The sequence below is a fragment of the Arthrobacter sp. Sr24 genome, assembly GCF_054511175.1.
Map to the genome: position 1 here is coordinate 25,606 of NZ_JBTNDB010000003.1, position 17,878 is coordinate 43,483.

General features: G+C 61.5%; 12 protein-coding genes. 5 read left to right on the forward strand and 7 right to left on the reverse strand.

What is annotated here, in order from left to right:
* The first annotated feature begins 27 nt into the window (after nt 1-27).
* A complete protein-coding gene (gene mfd, locus ACX80D_RS03125) occupies nt 28-3,690 on the forward strand; it encodes a transcription-repair coupling factor (protein ID WP_459321174.1) in 3,663 nt (1,220 codons plus the stop codon).
* A gap of 286 nt (nt 3,691-3,976) precedes the next feature.
* Here the strand turns inward: mfd and ACX80D_RS03130 are convergent, their stop codons facing one another.
* The 3 genes from ACX80D_RS03130 to ACX80D_RS03140 all read right to left on the reverse strand — a co-directional run bounded on the left by ACX80D_RS03130 (nt 3,977) and on the right by ACX80D_RS03140 (nt 6,192).
* Entirely contained in the window at nt 3,977-4,201 is a 225-nt protein-coding gene (locus tag ACX80D_RS03130; RefSeq protein WP_459321175.1) for a hypothetical protein, read from the reverse strand.
* Nucleotides 4,202-4,284: 83 nt separating this feature from the next.
* Entirely contained in the window at nt 4,285-4,992 is a 708-nt protein-coding gene (gene deoC, locus ACX80D_RS03135) for a deoxyribose-phosphate aldolase (RefSeq protein WP_459321176.1), read from the reverse strand.
* 93 nt (nt 4,993-5,085) lie between these two features.
* Nucleotides 5,086-6,192 carry a uroporphyrinogen-III synthase gene (locus ACX80D_RS03140; RefSeq protein ID WP_459321337.1) on the reverse strand — a complete coding sequence of 369 codons (1,107 nt, stop codon included), beginning with the start codon at nt 6,190-6,192 and terminating at the stop codon, nt 5,086-5,088.
* Nucleotides 6,193-6,497: 305 nt separating this feature from the next.
* Between ACX80D_RS03140 and ACX80D_RS03145 the strand changes: the two genes are divergently transcribed.
* Nucleotides 6,498-7,616, forward strand: a complete 1,119-nt coding sequence (locus ACX80D_RS03145; RefSeq protein WP_459321177.1) for an acyltransferase family protein — start codon at nt 6,498-6,500, stop codon at nt 7,614-7,616.
* Between the two features lie 22 nt (nt 7,617-7,638).
* On the opposite strand, the gene cobA is transcribed toward ACX80D_RS03145, so the two are convergent.
* Both cobA and nirB read right to left on the reverse strand, forming a co-directional pair.
* Nucleotides 7,639-8,445 carry a uroporphyrinogen-III C-methyltransferase gene (cobA, locus tag ACX80D_RS03150; RefSeq protein ID WP_459321178.1) on the reverse strand — a complete coding sequence of 269 codons (807 nt, stop codon included), beginning with the start codon at nt 8,443-8,445 and terminating at the stop codon, nt 7,639-7,641.
* Between the two features lie 11 nt (nt 8,446-8,456).
* Nucleotides 8,457-11,135: a nitrite reductase large subunit NirB gene (nirB, locus tag ACX80D_RS03155; protein ID WP_459321179.1), complete on the reverse strand. Its 2,679-nt coding sequence runs from the start codon at nt 11,133-11,135 to the stop codon at nt 8,457-8,459.
* Nucleotides 11,136-11,512: 377 nt separating this feature from the next.
* Here nirB and nirD point away from each other — a divergent pair, with 377 nt between their 5' ends.
* Entirely contained in the window at nt 11,513-11,899 is a 387-nt protein-coding gene (gene nirD / locus ACX80D_RS03160; RefSeq protein ID WP_459321180.1) for a nitrite reductase small subunit NirD, read from the forward strand.
* On the opposite strand, the gene ACX80D_RS03165 is transcribed toward nirD, so the two are convergent.
* Together ACX80D_RS03165 and ACX80D_RS03170 are read right to left on the reverse strand one after the other, a co-directional pair.
* Nucleotides 11,896-13,740, reverse strand: a complete 1,845-nt coding sequence (locus ACX80D_RS03165) for a phospho-sugar mutase (RefSeq protein WP_459321338.1) — start codon at nt 13,738-13,740, stop codon at nt 11,896-11,898. The two genes, nirD and ACX80D_RS03165, sit on opposite strands and share 4 nt — an antisense overlap.
* A gap of 81 nt (nt 13,741-13,821) precedes the next feature.
* Complete coding sequence (locus ACX80D_RS03170; RefSeq protein WP_459321181.1) at nt 13,822-14,655, reverse strand: purine-nucleoside phosphorylase; 834 nt, start codon at nt 14,653-14,655, stop codon at nt 13,822-13,824.
* A gap of 172 nt (nt 14,656-14,827) precedes the next feature.
* On the opposite strand from ACX80D_RS03170, the gene ACX80D_RS03175 reads away from it, so the two are divergent.
* Nucleotides 14,828-16,168: an NAD(P)H-quinone dehydrogenase gene (locus tag ACX80D_RS03175; protein WP_459321339.1), complete on the forward strand. Its 1,341-nt coding sequence runs from the start codon at nt 14,828-14,830 to the stop codon at nt 16,166-16,168.
* 269 nt (nt 16,169-16,437) lie between these two features.
* Nucleotides 16,438-17,877, forward strand: coding sequence for a glycosyltransferase family 2 protein (locus tag ACX80D_RS03180; RefSeq protein WP_459321182.1), 1,440 nt, complete (start codon nt 16,438-16,440; stop codon nt 17,875-17,877).
* Nucleotide 17,878 lies beyond the last annotated feature (1 nt).

Sequence of the window (17,878 nt, forward strand, 5' to 3'; positions counted from 1 at the left end):
CGTCAGGCACCAAGGAGAAAAACACCCATGAGTCTTGCAGGGTTGCGAACAGCGCTTTCTGAAGATCCACTGTTCGCCCGGGTGCGCAGCTACGCCGCTGCCGACCCCGCCACTCGCAGCACTGACGTGGCCTTTAGCGCCCCCACAGGTATGCGCGCGGTCCTCTTGGCCGAGATCGCCGACGGCCTAGCCTCCAACCACGACCCATCCACTGTTCGTCCCAGCGTAGTACTGGCCGTCACCGCGACTGGCCGCGAGGCTGAAGACACTGTGTCCGCCCTGCGCTCTTACCTGCCGGAGGGGGCTGTGGCTGAATTCCCCAGCTGGGAAACCCTCCCACACGAACGCCTGTCACCGCGCTCTGACACCGTGGGCCGGCGCCTCTCGGTCCTGCGCCGACTGGCCCACCCCGAGCACGATTCCGGTGATCACCTGCGGGTGATCGTGGCACCCATCCGTGCGGTAGTCCAGCCGCTGGTGGCTGGCTTGGGCGAGCTGGTGCCGGTGCGGGTGCAAGTGGGCGAGGAGATTCCCTTTGCCCAGCTCATCAAGGCACTCGCGGACGCTGCCTACGCGCGGGTTGACATGGTCACGCGCCGTGGCGAATTTGCTGTACGCGGCGGCATCATCGATGTTTTCCCGCCCACCGACAACCACCCGGTCCGGGTGGAATTCTTCGGTGACGAAGTTGACTCGATGCGCTGGTTCAGCATCGCCGATCAGCGAACCCTGACCTCCGTCAAAGGTTCGGTCAGCCACCCGAGCGAACTGTACGCTCCGCCGTGCCGGGAAATCCTCATCACCCCCACGGTCATGGGCCGCGCTGCCAAGTTGAAAAACGCCATGCCCGTGGCCTCCGCCATGCTGGAGAAGATTGCTGGCGGCATTGCCGTGGAAGGCATGGAGTCTTTGGCTCCGGCGCTCGTGGATGGAATGGTGCCGCTAACCTCCTTGTTGCCCGCAGCCTCCATCACCGTGGTCTTGGACCCCGAGAAGGTCAGTGCCCGCGCCCACGATCTTGAATCTACCAACGAGGAGTTCCTCGAGGCCGCCTGGTCCACGGCCTCGGACGGCGGCAGCGCCCCACTCGATTTGGCTCAGGCAAGCGGAGTAGCGGCCGGGGTGGACCTGGCCTCTGCCGGTTTCAAATCGTTGGCCGAAACCCGCGAAACTGCCCTGAAATATGGGGTTGGCTGGTGGGCCCTGAGCTCACTGGCGAAGGACGAGGAATTGGAACCTTCCACCGACGTGCTGAACCTGCACGCCCGGGAACCGCGGGGTTACCGCGGCGACGTTGCGGAGATGATGGAGTTCATCGGGTCCCGCATTAAGGACCAGTGGCGTGTTGTGGTGGCCACCCAGGGCCCCGGTCCGGCCCAGCGCCTGGCTGAACTGTTCCACGAAGCCAACATTCCGACGTCGCGCGTTGACTCACTGGATCTTCCGCCGCAGCCGGGCATCATCGAGGTGACCACGGCAGACACCGGACGCGGCTTTGTCCTTGACTCGCTCAAGCTGGGGTTGCTGACCGAGGCGGACTTGCTGGGGCGCGCCTCTGCCGTCTCGACCAAGGACATGCGCAAGATGCCCTCGAAGCGGCGCAACGCAGTGGACCCACTGCAGCTGGAAGCCGGGGATTACGTGGTCCACGAACAGCACGGTGTGGGTAAGTTCGTGGAGCTGATTCAGCGCAAGGTGGCCGGTGCTGGCGTGGGTGGTGTTGCGGGCCTGCGCGAATATCTGGTGCTGGAGTACGCGCCGTCCAAGCGTGGTGCACCAGGAGACAGGCTGTTTGTGCCCACCGATCAGCTGGATCAGGTGACGGCGTATGTTGGTGGGGACGCTCCGGCGCTCTCGAAGATGGGCGGCTCCGACTGGGCGGCCACCAAGTCCAAGGCGCGCAAGGCCGTCAAGGAAATTGCCGGAGAGCTGATCCGGCTGTATTCGGCGCGCATGGCCTCCAGGGGGCATGCCTTCGGACCCGACACCCCGTGGCAGGCTGAACTGGAAGAAGCCTTCCCTTACGTTGAGACACCCGACCAGCTGGTGGCCATCAACGAGGTCAAAGCTGACATGGAGAAGGAAGTCCCCATGGACCGTCTGATCTCCGGAGATGTGGGCTACGGAAAGACCGAAATCGCCGTCCGGGCAGCGTTCAAGGCGGTGCAGGACGGAAAGCAGGTGGCCATTTTGGTGCCCACCACGCTGTTGGCACAGCAGCACTATGAGACGTTCAACGAGCGTTTTTCCGGGTTCCCGATTCGGGTGAAGCCGCTTTCACGTTTCCAAACGGCTAAAGAATCCAAAGAGATCGTCGAAGGAGTGCGCACTGGAGCCGTCGATGTTGTCATCGGTACGCACCGTTTGCTGTCCAAGGACTTCGCGTTCAAAGACCTCGGGTTGGTGATTGTCGATGAGGAACAGCGCTTTGGTGTGGAGCACAAAGAGGCGTTGAAAAAGATGCGGACCAATGTTGACGTTTTGGCCATGAGTGCCACGCCCATTCCGCGCACCTTGGAAATGTCCATGACGGGCATCCGGGAGACTTCCACACTTGCCACCCCGCCTGAGGAACGCCACCCTGTGCTGACCTATGTTGGTGCGCATAGTGACAAGCAGGTGGGTGCTGCGATCCGGCGTGAGCTTATGCGTGAGGGGCAGGTGTTTTATGTGCATAATCGTGTTAAATCTATTGAGCGTACTGCTGCGCATATCCAGCAGCTGGTTCCGGATGCGCGGGTTGCCGTGGCGCACGGGCAGATGTCTGAATCTCGGCTAGAGCAGATCATTGTGGATTTCTGGGAGAAGCGCTTTGACGTTCTGGTGTGCACCACCATTATTGAGACTGGGCTGGATATCTCTAATGCCAACACGCTCATTGTTGAGCAGGCCAATAATTATGGGTTGTCTCAGCTGCATCAGTTGCGTGGGCGTGTGGGTCGTGGGCGCGAGCGAGCGTATGCGTATTTCTTGTACCCGGCGGATAAGCCGTTGGGTGAGGTGGCGTTGGAGCGGCTTAAAGCGGTGGCCGCGCATAACGAGCTTGGTGCTGGTATGGCCTTGGCGATGAAGGATCTTGAGATCCGTGGGGCAGGTAACTTGCTCGGCGGTGAGCAGTCTGGTCATATTCAGGGTGTTGGCTTTGATTTGTATATCCGTTTGGTGGGTGAGGCTGTGGCGGACTTCCGTGGTGAGGGTGAGGAGCGGGCTGCTGAGATGAAGATTGAGTTGCCCATCAACGCTCACTTGCCACACGATTACGTTCCGGGGGAGCGGTTGCGGTTGGAGGCTTACCGGAAGCTGGCTGCTGCCGTCACGATGGAGGCCATTGCTGAGGTGGAAGCTGAATTGATTGACCGTTACGGTGAGTTGCCGCCGGCGGCCGTGAATTTGTTGTCTGTTGCTAACTTCAAGGTGTTGGCGCGGGCTGCGGGTCTGACGGACGTTGCGATGCAAGGTAATTTCATCAAGTTTGCTCCGGCGCAATTACCGGAGTCCAAGGAGATGCGGCTGAACCGCATGTACCCGGGGTCCTTGGCTAAGCCTGCCATGAATGCCATCTTGATTCCTAAGCCGAAGACCGCACGGATTGGCGGACGGGACCTAGCCGATGCCGAGGTACTCACATGGGCCCAGGGCGTGCTCGAAGCGATTTTCGAGACAACGCCGGCGAGCGTAGCGGCACAATAATCCGCTGACAGGAGCGGCCCCGCTACCCTATGCGCTGGACTCGTACCGAGCTCGGCGCATAGTTCTCACGCACCTTTCCCTATGCACCGGACTGGAAGTGAGCCCGTTGCATAAGCTACGTGGCGCCAAACCCAGCATGAGTCCAGCGCATACAAGTTGGCTGGGGCGGATTGGCGAGGGGCGGGAGGCGAGGCGGGCGGCGTCGTACGTCTGAAATAGCTGATTAAACAACTGAACCGCAGCAAGGACTTTCGCCCGTTGCTGCGGTTCAGTTATTGGTACGGCGTTACTGGCCGGCGGTGTCCGAACGGCCAATGATGGTCATCGGGACGAAAAATGCCAATGAGCACAGGCCGATGCCGATGATGGCCGGCACAAACGCGTGGGCAAAGCTTTCCAGGCTCCAGTAGGAGAAGGTAAAGATTCCGCCAAGGAACAAGGCAAGGAAAATGACGAACAAGACGACGGACTGCACAAGGCTGTTCTCGCCGCGGTAAGCGTTGTTGGACACGGTTTCTCCTTTCCCCTAAGTGGGGAGCAAGGTGGATGCACCGAAGAGTCGGCGCGTTGATCTACCCACGATCTTAGTACGGATTAGTACGAAGCTGTGCCCGCGCCGCCGGTGACGATGGCGATACCTGAACTGGTGCCGATCCGGGTGGCGCCGGCCTGGATCATTTCCAGTGCCTTTTCCCGGGTTCGCACTCCGCCAGAGGCCTTAACGCCAACGTCCGGGCCCACGGTTTCGCGCATCAAACCAACGTCCTGGGCCGTGGCGCCGCCGCCGTTGAAGCCAGTGGAAGTCTTGACGAAATCGGCGCCAGCTTCCACGGCAGCCTGGCAGGCCAAGATCTTCTCATCATCGCTGAGCAGTGAGGTTTCAATGATGACCTTGAGCAGCGAATCTGCCTCGTGCACCACTTCGGCCACGGCAGAAATATCGCTCACGAGGGCGTTGCGATCCAGGGCGCGGGCGGAAGCGATGTTGATGACCATGTCAATCTCATCGGCGCCGTCCATGGTGGCGCCGCGGGCCTCGAATACCTTGACGTCGGTGTTGTGCGTGCCAAGAGGGAAGCCCACCACAGTACACGTCAGCACGCCTGTGCCGAGCAGGGCTTTCTTGGCTGTTTCAACCCAGACCGGGTTGACGCAGACGGACTTGAAATGATGCTCGGCGGCTTCCTTGCACAACCGCAGGATGTCATCCCGGCTGGCCTCGGGCGCTAAAAGGGTGTGGTCAATGTATTGGGCGAGCTCATCGCCGGCCTGGTTTGCCGCGAAGGGGCTATTAGTTGTCATGATCAGGACCTTCCCACGTGTGAATGATTAACACCATGGTGCCACACAAGGGCCGGAACGGACGGTCTGGGTTCTTGGTTCCTGGCTCTTGGTTCAGCGTAGGCGGTAGCCGCGCTTCACCACAGTTTCCACAATGCTGGGGTCCGGTAGCGCAGCACGCAGCCGGCTCATGGTCATGTGGAGGGCGTGATCGCTCTCGAGTGAACCGGATCCCGCGGCAAGCTCGCTGTGTGAGAGTACTCCACCGCCAGCGCCCATGAGCAACTTCAGCAGCTGCAGGGGAGCGGGGGCTATCGGTACCGGAAGCCCATTGACCAGCAACGATTGGCCACGTACCTCCAAGACCATCCCGGCGCTCTCTGCCCGCAGCACCCCGGTTTGTTCCAGATGTTCACAGACCAGCCGGATCAAAGCCCCCATCCGGAACCTCTCCGGCATTATCGGAACAATGCCTGCTTCTAGCAATGGTGCAGCGGTGACAGGGCCCACCACGGCACTCACCACCTGTGCCGGGCCGTGCCCGCGCAAAGCATCACGGAGTTCTTCACCCCGGCCCAGTGCGTCTGCGGCGCTGAGTACCGCATCAACTGCCGGCGCGCTGGTGAACATCAGGACATCAATTTCCTTGTTGATCACGGATTCAATGAGCTGGGGGAGCTTATCGCCTTCCTCTGCATTGACCCAGCGATAAGGTGTCACCGTCAAGACCGTGGCGCCTGCCTCCTGCAGCCGAGTGAGAGCAGCGACATCCGTGTAGCCATGAACTTGAACGGCAACGGTCTTACCCTTCACTCCGGCTGCAATGACTAAATCTGTCAATGTGGCGGTGGTTTCATCGGGGCTGATGCCGTGGTCATCAAGCCCAGCGGCCCTGACGGCGCCACGAGCCTTGGGACCACGGACATAAATGGCTGCACGGGCTAGCGTGGCCAGCAGCTCTTCGCCCTGACCGGCCACATCGGCGGCCTCGGCCCAGCGCCGCATCCCGTAGGCAGTGGTGACCATGACAATGTCTGGGGCGGCGGCGATAACGGCCGCTGTCTCAACGCGCAGGGCCTCGTCATCGGCTACAGGGGCAATCTTGAGGGCAGGGGCGTGCTGCACCTGTGCTCCCCGGCGTTCCAGGGCGTCAATCAAATCTCCTGCCCGGCGGTGCGCGGTGACACCGATCCGAAAGCCACGTAACGGCTGTGCTGCCATGGCGTGAGCCTGGCCCGCGGGGCTGGGGTGAGATTCTGGGGTTTCGCTCATGTGGTCCTTAAAGCTTCCGAATGCTGCCGGTCAACACGATGCGGCTGGCCAACCGGTTTGGGTGGGGAAAGCGTGGCAATAGTACCGGAGCTGCTCTTTGCATTGCGCCATATTGCACTGCGGTACGGCGCCATAGTGCAATGCGGCAGTAGAGAGGTTCCGGGATGGAATGGGCGCTGCCCGCCGGGATACAGTGAAAGAACAATCAACGGGAAGCGACGGTCGCCGTCCTGCCGCACACAGGGGGAGAAGATGTGAACGTTCAGCCTGCAGACAGTACGCGGGGTGGCCCACGCGCTCGTAATGCGGCCCTGGACGGAATCCGGGGACTGGCAATAGCGGCCGTCATCGCCTCCCATTTTGTACCCATGGTTATTCCAGGCGGTTTCAGCGGCGGCGCCTACGGTGTGCTGGTCTTCTTTGTTCTCAGCGGATACCTCATCACCACGCTGCTGTTGCGAGAATACGACAGCTCCCGACGCGTAGACATCAAAGCGTTCTACATTCGCAGGGCCTTGCGGCTCCTGCCTGCCCTGTATGTGTTCCTGCTGATTGCCTTGCTCATGACGTTTCTCTTCGGTACCCAGCTGAACATGGACCGCGGCGGTGCCGTGATTGGTGCCGTGATGGCGTTCTTTTACGTTTTCAATTGGGCGGACTTCGCCGGGCTTGGGATTCCGCATTCAATCTCCCCTCTCTGGACGCTCTCCGTGGAAGAACAGTTCTATGTGGTGTGGCCGCCGCTACTGCTGATCATGTTGGGAACTCCTTGGCTCAAACGGCACCTACAAGGCGCAGTGCTCGGTGCAGTTGTTGTCTTTACAGGCCTGAGTATTGCCGCCTTCCTCCTCTTCGGGATGATGTCCTATTACCGGACCTGGACGTGGGTTGCGCCGTTGCTAATGGGTGCCTCGCTGGCCATTGCCCAGCGGCGCACCAAGGGCCAGTTCGGGAATTCGCTGGCCAGTTTCTCGCCCATTGCGTGGTGCCTGCTGCTCTTGGTGGCCTTGTTTCCACCGCCACTGTCCAGCATTGTCACCCACGCCGTCACCGTGCCGCTGCTGAGCCTGGCCACCTGCGCCATCATTGCCCGCAGCACCACCAGCCAGAACAGCCTGTCCCTGACAGTACTGGGAACACCGGTTCTGCTCTACCTTGGCAGACGGTCCTACGGGCTGTACCTATGGAACCTGTTGGCCTTGGAAACCCTGGAGCACTTCATCTCCACCCCGGCCCTGCTCATGGTGTGCGCGCTCGCCGTTACTTTGGCCGTAGCTGAAGCCTCCTACCGGTGGATTGAAATGCCAGCCCTGCGGCTCAAACACAGATTTGAGCGAGCCCATTTGGACGTGGCCCAAAGTGCATCTTCCTGAGGTATTCGGGTTTTGAGGATCCTCACGCCGACTTCAAGGTGACATCCACGGCAGGGACCGCCAATCCGGTGAGACTGGACAGCTTCACCACCTCCCCAATAACAATGACCGCAGGATTTCGGCACAGCGATGATGCGTTCACAATGGTCCCCAGCGTTGCAAGGGTGGTGCGCTGAGCTGGCCCAAAGCCCTCCTCCACAATGGCCACGGGTACATCATGGGCTAGCCCGGCCCTGTGCAGGCCCGCCACGAGGGACGGCAGGGTGCCGATGCCCATCAGCACCACAATGGTGCCGCCCAAGCCGGCCAGATGCTTGTATTCACTGGTGCTCAGGGGTGCGTGACCAGAGACGACGGTGAACAGATGGCTGACGTTGCGGTGGGTCACGGGAATGCCGGCGGCACCGGGAACAGCAATGGAGCTGGAGATTCCGGGCACCACTGTGACAGCGACACCGGCAGCCACGGCTCCAGCCATTTCCTCACCGCCGCGGCCAAACACAAACGGATCTCCGCCTTTGAGGCGCACCACCTGCAAGCCCGACTGGGCGCCCTCGATCATGCGGGCGGTGATTTCTTCTTGAGATACCTTGTGATGGCCTGGGGCTTTGCCCACATCCACAAAGGTGGCTCTCGGTGCCAGCTCCGCCAGATCTGCGGTGGGCCCCAGCCTGTCGAAGAAGACCACGTCCGCTGCGGCCAGGGCCTGGGCAGCGCGCAGTGTCAGCAGATCTGCCGGGCCCGGCCCGCCGCCGACCAGGGTGATGTGCCCGGCGCGTCCTAGGCGTCGTGGTGGCCGGGGACGTCCAAAAGGTTGCGGGATTGCCATGGGAATCACCTTCAGTTCTTTTCCAGGAGGGTGCTGCGGAGGGGGATGTGGGAGGCGAGAAACACTGGTCCAGCTGCTGCCTTTTCTGATGGGGTGGCTGGGCGGATCTGGCCACGTTCGGGAACAAACACAATGGAGTCGTCAGCCGATTCCGGAGCGTTGACAAAGGAGCGGAATCGGCGCAACCGCTCGGGATCGGCCAAGGTGGCGGCCCATTCGTCTTCATAGTTGCGCACGTGGGTGTTCATGGCAGCTTCCAGATCCGCGGCGATGCCCAGCGAATCGTTGACGACCACATCCACCACGTGAGCCAGACCGCCGTCGAGCTCTTCCTGCCAACGCGCGGTGCGCTGCAAACGCTCAGCGGTGCGGATGTAGTACATCAGGTAGCGGTCGATGTAGCTGATGAGGGTGTCGTCATCGAGGTCCTTGGCGAGCAGCTGGGCGTGTGCCGGGGTGGCGCCGCCGTTGCCGCCCACGTACACGTTCCAACCATCGGCGGTGGCGATGACTCCTACGTCCTTGCCGCGAGCCTCGGCGCACTCGCGGGCGCAGCCGGACACGCCCAATTTGAACTTGTGCGGGCTGCGCAGACCGCGGTAGCGCAGCTCCAATTTGATGGCCATGGCCACCGAATCCTGCACGCCGTAGCGGCACCAGGAGGAGCCAACGCAGGACTTCACGGTACGTAGCGACTTTCCGTAGGCCTGCCCGGATTCCATGCCGGCATCCACCAGAATTTTCCAGATCTCGGGCAACTGTTCCAGCCGGGCCCCGAAGAGGTCTATCCGTTGGCCGCCGGTGATCTTGGTGTAGAGGCCGTAATCCTGGGCCACCTTGGCGATGACGGCCAGCTTGTCCGGGGTGATCTCGCCGCCGGGGATGCGCGGCACCACCGAATAGGTGCCGTCTTTTTGCATGTTGGCCAGTGCGCGGTCATTGGTGTCCTGCAAGGTGCCGCGGCCCTCATCCAGCACGTAGGCGCTGTTTTGGCTGGCCAGAATATTGGCCACGGTGGGCTTGCAAATATCGCAGCCACGCCCTGCTTTGGCTACCTCATCGGCGCCGAAGCGGGCCAATATCTCAGGGAAGCTGGTTAGCTCTAGGGCCCGCACGGCCTCAAACAGTTCCGGACGGGACATCTCAAAGTGCTCACACAGGGCCTTGGAAACCGCGATGCCGGACTTCTTCAGCTCACCTTCCATGAGCTTCTTCAACAGCGGCACACAGGAACCGCACTGGGTGCCGGCGCGGGTACAGGCCTTCAGTCCTGGCAAATCCTGGACTGGTGCGTTGCCGTCGCACGTGCCGCAGCCGTTGACCGCGTCGCGGACACTGCCGGCGGAGACGTTGTTGCAGGAGCACAAGATCGCGTCGTCGGGTAGCTCCACCGTGGGAGCGTCCCCGCCGCCAGCGGCTGAGAGGAACGCGCCGGGTTCTGCTGGAAGTTCCCGGCCCAGCAGTGGTCGCAGGCTGGTGTAAGGGGAGGCGTCGCCCACGAAGATGCCGCCCAGGAGCGTTTTGGCATCGGCGCTGGTGACGATTTTTTGGTACACGCCGCGGGCCGGATCGGCGTACACCACTTCGAGGCTGTTCTCGGTGGTGGCGAAAGCGTCGCCGAAGCTGGCCACATCCACACCGGAGAGTTTGAGTTTGGTGGCCGTGTCGAAGCCGGGGAACGTGGCGTTGCCGCCGTGCAAGCGGTCTGCCACGATCTCTGCCATGGTGTTGGCCGGGGCTACCAGCCCTAAGCACATGCCCTCATAGTTGGCCACCTCGCCAATGGCCCAGACGCCGCTGACAGTGGTGGCGCAGGTGTCGGTGATGACAATGCCGCCGCGCGGGCCCAGCTCGAATCCATGCTGGGCGAGTCCTTCGCTGTCGCGGGCCAATTCGTCCCGGGGCCGGACGCCGACGGAAACTACCACGAGGTCTGCTTTCACCACGGAGCCGTCGGCCATGAGCACTCCGGTGACCTGGCCGGCGTCGTCCGTCTCAATGGCTGCGGGATAGACGCCAATGGAGGCGCTCATGCCCTTGGCCGCCACCAAACGGCCCAGGGCCTGGCCGGCGCCCTGGTCCAGTTGGGCGTTCATGAGCCAGCGGCCACCGTTGATAACCTGCGCATCTGCGCCGAGTTTGATGAGTCCCGCCGCCGCTTCCAAGCCGAGCAGACCACCGCCAATGACTGCCGTCTGCACGGTGCGGCCCAACTTTTTCCTCAGGGCACCAACCTGCTGGTTGAGCGTCCACACATCATCCAGGGTCCGGTAGACGTGGGTGTGTTCGGCACCGGGGATCTCGAGACGGACGGCGTCTGAACCTGTGGCCAGGACCAACTCGTCGTAGGGGTAGGTGGTGATTTTTCCGCAGTGCATGGTGGACACGGTGCTCTGTGCGGGATTGATCGTGGCGACTTCGGCGCCGGTGACGAGCGTGATGGCGGGGTGCTGCCAGAGGTTCTGATCGCCTAAGGAAAGATCGGTGTTCACGTCCGTGAGGGCCTGGCTCAGCGCCACCCTGTCGTAGGGGACGTGGATTTCTTCGGCGAGGACGGTGATGTGCCAGTCCTGGCGGCCGCGGGCCTGCATGGCTTCGACGAAACGATGAGCGGCTGGTCCGCCGCCCACGACGACGATCCTGGTTGGGGTACTGCTGGCCGTTGGGTTGTGCTCGCTTGGCTGCGTCATCTCTGTGGCCTTTCCGTCGGGGCCCGGTGGAGGCAACCTGGTATTGGTGGCACCAAATCAGGACCCTCTTGGGTGGGCCTGGCGCCGGCACCAATGTGTGTTCCCATGCTAGGAAAGGGCCATTACTACACCGTTTCGCCAATGTAACAGCCAGTTAACATATGCCTCACGAGGCCCGGTGGGGCGGTGGTGAGAGAGGTTTAACATTTCTGTCACGGGGGCGGAGGATGGCAGAAACACGGCCGTTTTAGAGTTGATCTCAGTTGCCCGGTCTGCACTGCCTGTCACTGAGTGGTGGGCCGGGCACCGCACTCCACGGCACGTTTCCTCCGATCCCGCCTTGGGGGATGCCGGCCCCAATTCACTAAGGAACGCACATGGAACAGCTTTTGGACATGCCCCGCACCGCTCCCTCTTCCCGTAGGGGGCCCTCCCACGCAGTTCAGGAGTGGTTTCCGGTGTGCCAGTTGCGCGATCTGGAGGACTCGTGGGGTGAGGCGGCCCTGATCAACGGCCAGCAGCTGGCCTTGTTCCGGGTCGGGGAGGATGAGGTGTTTGCTGTCTCCCACGCCGACCCGGCCACGGCCTCCCACGTCATGGCCCGCGGAGTGCTCGGCTCGCGCGGGGACACGTACACGATTGCCTCACCACTGCACAAAGAGGTGTACTCCTTGGCGACGGGGGAGTGTTTCAGCCGCCCGGAACTCTCCTTGGATACCTTCCCGGTGCGCGTGGTGGCCGGCAGGATAGAGGTAGCGCTCTAGAGCTGGTCCAAGCCCAGCGCTGCCTTGACATCAACCACCACGGCAGCAAGCGCCCGTTGCGCTTCGATATGGGCTGCGCCGAGAAGTTCGGTGCTGGCGACGGGGATGACAACCTCCAAGTAGCACTTGAGTTTCGGTTCGGTGCCGCTGGGACGGATGATGACCCTGGTGCCGTTATCGCTCCAGTAGGCCATTCCTTCGGTAGCCGGCAAATCAGCACTGCCCACCGAGAGATCAGCCATCTCGGCGATGGGGGAGCCGTCGAAGTGTGCCGGCGGCTGGGTCCGCAACCGCTCCATCATGGCCTGGATGTGGGATGCTTCCTCGACCCGGATACTGATCAGATTGCTGGCGTGCAGGCCGTGAGCCAAGGCAAGATCATCCAGAACGTCGAAGAGCGTCCGGCCAACAGTTTTGAGCCCGGCGGCCATTTCAGCCAGTAGCAGTCCGGCGGAAATCCCGTCCTTGTCACGGACAACGTCCGGGGCAAGACAGTAGCCCAGCGCTTCCTCATAGCCGTACGTCAGCTCCGGAACCCGTGAAATCCATTTGAAACCCGTCAGAGTCTGTACATGGCCGTATCCGGCGGCAGCTGCAATTTTCGACAGCAGGCGGGAGGACACGATGGAGTTGGCAAATACCGGAATCCCGGCACCCGCCGTCTCGCCGGGGCCGGCTTCATTGCTGGGACGTACCTCAGAACTGGCACTGCCGGTCCGTCCGCCTCTGGCTACCAAGTGGGCACCCAGCAGGGCTCCAACCTGATCGCCGTGCAGCTGATGCCACTGTCCCGTGGTGGGGTCCAGGACGCCCGCCGCTACCCGATCGGCGTCGGGATCGTTGGCCAGAACCAAATCTGCGTCCACTTTCTGAGCCAGCGCAAAGGCCAGATCCATGGCCCCAGGCTCTTCCGGATTGGGGAAAGGCACCGTGGGGAAATCTGGATCCGGAGCACTTTGCTCGGGCACAACATGGACGTCTGTGAAACCAGCCAGATTTAACACAGCTATTGCAGTCTCATGTCCAACCCCGTGCATGGAGGTGTGCACAATGCGTAATTCGCGGGCAGGGAAGGCAGCAGGATCGGTGAGTGCGGCCACAGCCTCTTTATATTCTTGAACCAGGGCGTCGCCGAGAATGTGCCAACCTTCTCCAGCCATCTCGATGCCTGAGGTATCGCCTAGTTCCGCGGTGTTGGCGACGGCGTCAATATGGCCGGCGATCAGAGAATCGTGCGGGGCCACAATCTGCACACCCCGGGCTTCCGGTGCCACAGCCCGGCCACCCAAATACACCTTGTAACCGTTGTCCTGACGAGGATTGTGGCTGGCCGTCACCATGACGCCAGCCTCACAATCCAAGGCGCGCACAGCATAGGCAAGAACTGGCGTTGGCAGCGGAGCAGGCATCAGGAACGTCTCAATGCCTGCCGCAGTGAAAATGGCGGCCGTCTCCTGCGCAAAAGCCTCAGAGTTGTAGCGGGCGTCGAATCCCACCACTGCCCTGGGGCGGTAGGTGGGCGCAGGCGCCAAGGAGGGATCGACGTCGTGCGTGTCTTGCTGGGGTGTCTGCGCATCCTTGGCCAGTGCGAGCAAGTGCGCAGCAACACCGGCTGCGGCGCGACGCACCACCACCTTGTTCATCCGGTTCGGGCCGGGCCCCATGGCGGCACGGAGCCCGGCAGTACCGAACGCGAGATTACCGGCAAAGCTATCCACCAGCTCGGCCAAGTCGGTGGGGTTGGACGGCGCGGCGTCGATCAACTCCCGCAGCTGCGCGGCAGTTCCAGGATCGGGATCCTGGGTGCTCCATTGTCCCGCAGCTTCTTGCAAGGCAACCATCTCGAGTGCTGCGGTGGACTCGGATTTGCTCTCATTTACATGTCTCACGAGACCAATGTAACCGCACCACCGCACGAACTCCTACATCTTTGCGATGATACCGGCCAATAAGGCGGAAATACGGGGGCCCGCGGCGGCACCTGCCTCAATAACTTCAGTGTGGCTCAGCGGGGTGGAACTGATGCCGGCGGCGAGGTTGGTCACCAAGGAAATACCGAACACTTCCATGCCTGCAGCGCGGGCGGCAATGGCCTCGAGAGCTGTGGACATGCCCACCAAATCGGCGCCAATCCGCTTGGCGTATTGCACCTCGGCGGGGGTTTCGTAATGCGGGCCGGTGAACTGGGCGTAGACGCCTTCATCGAGACTGGGGTCCACTTCGCGGGCTACGGCGCGCAGCCTGGCGGAGTACAGGTCGGTCAGATCCACAAATTTTGCGCCCTCTAGGGGGGAGGTGGCCGTCAAGTTCAGGTGATCGCTGATCAGCACGGGGGTGCCTGGCGTCCACGCCTCGTTGAGCCCGCCACAGCCGTTGGTCAGGACCATGATGGTGGCGCCGGTGGCAGCGGCGGTGCGCACCCCGTGAACCACGGCGCGCACGCCCTTGCCTTCGTAGAAGTGGGTTCGGGCGCCCAGTACCAGAACGTTCTTGCCGCCGGGGGTGCGGATGGAGGTCAGGGTGGCCACATGGCCCACTACGGCAGGAGCTGAGAATCCGGGGACCTCGGCGGCGTCCAAGACTGCGGTGACCTCGCCGATAAGTCCGGCGGCTTCACCCCATCCTGAACCCAATACCACGGCGATGTGGTGAGTTTGAACACCGGTGTGTTCGGCAATATAGGCGGCGGCCTCGCGGGCCAGCTCGGTGGGATCGCTCTGTGCGGGCGTCTGCTGGGGGCTTTGTTGAATAGTCACGGAACCAACATACCGGCACTGTGTGCCCACGCACAGAGGGCATGGAAGTTGGTGCATGGCGCGGGCTAGGGAACAATGAATAATTGTGACCAGTCAACAGGATGTATCTCAGCCCTTTGCCCTTCCCAGTCTTGCCATTCTTGGTGGTGGACCCGGCGGTTACGAAGCTGCCATGGTGGCAGCTTCCATGGGTGCCGAGGTGACCATTGTGGAACGTACCGGGCTGGGCGGATCCGCCGTCCTGACCGATGTTGTCCCGTCCAAATCGCTGATTGCCGTTGCCGAGGCCATGAACCGCAGCGTAGATTCCACCCAGCTTGGTGTGAGCTTCGAATCTGCTGAGGGCAATCCCAAGACCATCATCAAAGCTGATCTGAAGCAGATCAACGAACGCGTTCTGCGCCTGGCTAGAGAACAGTCCGCTGATATTCGTCGCGGTCTGGAAGCCATGGGCGTGAAAATTGTGATTGGCACCGGGAAGCTGCTGGATAACCGCACTATTGAGGTAGACCGCGGCGAATCCAGTGAGATCATCAAGGCTGACTCCATCCTGGTCTCCGTGGGTGCCCACCCGCGTGAGCTTGCCACGGCCCGCCCCGATGGCGAACGCATTTTCAACTGGACCCAGATCTATGATTTGGAAGAACTTCCCGAAGAACTGATCGTGGTGGGCTCCGGTGTAACCGGGGCCGAATTCGCCTCTGCGTTTAATGGACTGGGTTCCAAAGTCACGCTGATTTCCAGCCGCGACCAAGTTTTGCCCGGCGAGGACTCTGATGCCGCCGCAGTGCTGGAGGACGTCTTTGCCCGCCGCGGTCTGCGCGTGCTCTCCCGCTCACGTGCCGAATCCGTGGAGCGCACTGCCGATGGAGTTGTGGTGACATTGGGCGATGGCTCAACAGTTACCGGCACCCACTGCCTGGTGTGCGTTGGCTCCATCCCCAACACCACCGGCATTGGTCTGGAAGCAGCCGGGGTTCAGGTCACCCCCAGCGGCCACATCAAGGTTGACGGTGTTTCCCGCACCAGTGCGCCGAACGTCTACGCTGCCGGTGACTGCACGGGCGTTTTTGCGCTGGCCTCCGTGGCAGCAATGCAGGGCCGCATCGCCGTGGCTCACTTGGGCGGCGACGGTGTGCGCCCGCTGAAGCTGACCCAGGTTTCCTCCAACATTTTCACCTCCCCGGAGATTGCCTCCGTAGGTGTCTCCGAAGCCGATTTGGCTTCGGGTAAGTACCAAGGCGATGTCATCAAACTTTCCCTGGACACCAACGCTCGGGCCAAAATGCGCGGCGTCAACGATGGCTTCGTGAAGATCATTGCCCGCAAGGGGTCAGGAACGGTCATTGGTGGCGTGGTTGTGGGAGCCGGTGCCTGCGAACTGATTTTCCCCATCGCGATGGCTGTGACGCAGAAACTGCACGTAGATGATGTGGCCAACACCTTCACCGTGTACCCGTCCATGTCCGGCTCCATCTCAGAGGCTGCTCGGCGCCTGCACGTGCACATGTAACTGCGGGCGGCTTGCGGGGCGACTCGATTCTGCGACTGTGGTTGTTGCATTCTTTACAGGTGCTGGTAGCCGCTTCTGAAAGGATTCCACAGCGAAACCGCACACGGGCGGCCAGCAAGTGAGCTTAGCCAAGGTTGCACATCGGTGGCCCAAATCTTAGTTAGACAGCGTCTTAGTTAGACAGCGTTCATTTATGGCAAAGTCAAGTAGTCGTAGTGCACAACGTCGATCATTCCGGAAAACCGTCGGACTCGATTAGGCTTCCATGTGTGAATAAGCCGAATTTCAGCCGCTGGGCAGGGGTCCTCATCGCCGTGGTAGCCCTTGTGGCCGCGGTCCTGTTGACGTTTGCTGTGAGAACCATGTTGAACGTCGACGCTGGAACGACTTCCGAGGGCACGTTTTTTGGATTATGGAGCATCCTCTACAACACCCAAGCCCCGAACCGTTCCGTCATATATACGGCTATCGCGCTGGCTCTGTTGCTCGCGGCCGGCATCGCCATGATCGAGCGTCGTATCGCTACGCGCTACCGGCGCTCCGGCAACGTGACGGCAACGCCGTTGGCGCCCAAGCTGATCATGAACAAGAATCGCGGCGTATTCGCGGGCCCCATCAAAATCACTGTGTTGCTTCCGGCGCACAACGAGGAAGCCTCGCTTCAGGGCACGCTTGATTCGCTGTTTTCACAGTCCCAGGCACCCGATCGAGTGATTGTGGTGGCCGACAACTGCACCGACGGCACCGAGCGTATCGCCATGGAGCGTGGTGTTGAAGTCATGCCAAGCGTTGGCAACTCCGACAAGAAGGCCGGGGCCCTGAATCAGGTCCTGTCGGTCATTCTTCCCTTCCAAGGCGACAATGACATTGTCATGATCATGGATGCGGACACCCAGCTTGATGACGGTTTCCTAGAAGCGGCAGCTTCACGCTTCGCCAACGATCGGGCGCTCATGGCCGTAGGCGGCCTGTTCCATGGGGAACCCGGCCACGGATTGATCGGGCAGTTCCAGCGCAACGAATACATCAGGTATTCACGCGAGCTGAAACGCCGCCGTGGGCGCGTGTTCGTTCTGACTGGTACGGCTTCATTGTTCAGGCCGGTTGCTCTGCGCGAAGTGGCCGCGTACCGGGGCAATGTACTGCCGGGAATCCCCGGCGACGTCTACGACACCGCAGCACTGACTGAGGACAACGAGCTGACAATCGCGTTAAAATCGCTCGGCGCATTGACCGTTTCTCCTTCGGAATGCACAGTGGTCACAGAACTTATGCCGACCTGGCGGACGCTTTGGAACCAGCGCCTGCGGTGGCAGCGCGGCGCCCTGGAAAACCTCGGGGCCTACGGCATGACACCGCAGACACTGCGCTACTGGGCGCAGCAGCTGGGCATCGGCTACGGCGTCATCGCACTGTTCTCCTATCTGGCGCTGCTACTGGTCATGGCGTTGGCGTTGGACAGCTGGATTTGGTTCCCATTCTGGCTGGGCCTCGGTGCGGTGTTCACCCTTGAACGCATCGTCACGGTGTGGAAGGGCGGGTGGCGTGCACGTTTGCTGGCTGCGCTGCTGATCCCCGAGCTCTGCTTCGACATGTACTTGAACCTGGTTTACGTCAAGGGAATCATCGACAGTGCCACGGGCCGCCGTGCCGCATGGACGCACCTGGAACACACATTAAAACTCGAAGAAAAAGTGGAGGGATCGTAAA

What these genes read in the sequence shown, in the direction of transcription:
- mfd (WP_459321174.1), top strand. Translation starts at nt 28, where the DNA reads ATGAGTCTTGCAGGGTTGCGAACAGCGCTTTCTGAAGATCCACTGTTC.
- deoC (WP_459321176.1), bottom strand. Translation starts at nt 4,992, where the DNA reads ATGACAACTAATAGCCCCTTCGCGGCAAACCAGGCCGGCGATGAGCTC.
- ACX80D_RS03140 (WP_459321337.1), bottom strand. Translation starts at nt 6,192, where the DNA reads ATGGCAGCACAGCCGTTACGTGGCTTTCGGATCGGTGTCACCGCGCAC.
- cobA (WP_459321178.1), bottom strand. Translation starts at nt 8,445, where the DNA reads ATGGCAATCCCGCAACCTTTTGGACGTCCCCGGCCACCACGACGCCTA.
- nirB (WP_459321179.1), bottom strand. Translation starts at nt 11,135, where the DNA reads ATGACGCAGCCAAGCGAGCACAACCCAACGGCCAGCAGTACCCCAACC.
- nirD (WP_459321180.1), top strand. Translation starts at nt 11,513, where the DNA reads ATGGAACAGCTTTTGGACATGCCCCGCACCGCTCCCTCTTCCCGTAGG.
- ACX80D_RS03165 (WP_459321338.1), bottom strand. Translation starts at nt 13,740, where the DNA reads ATGGTTGCCTTGCAAGAAGCTGCGGGACAATGGAGCACCCAGGATCCC.
- ACX80D_RS03175 (WP_459321339.1), top strand. Translation starts at nt 14,828, where the DNA reads ATGGTGGCAGCTTCCATGGGTGCCGAGGTGACCATTGTGGAACGTACC.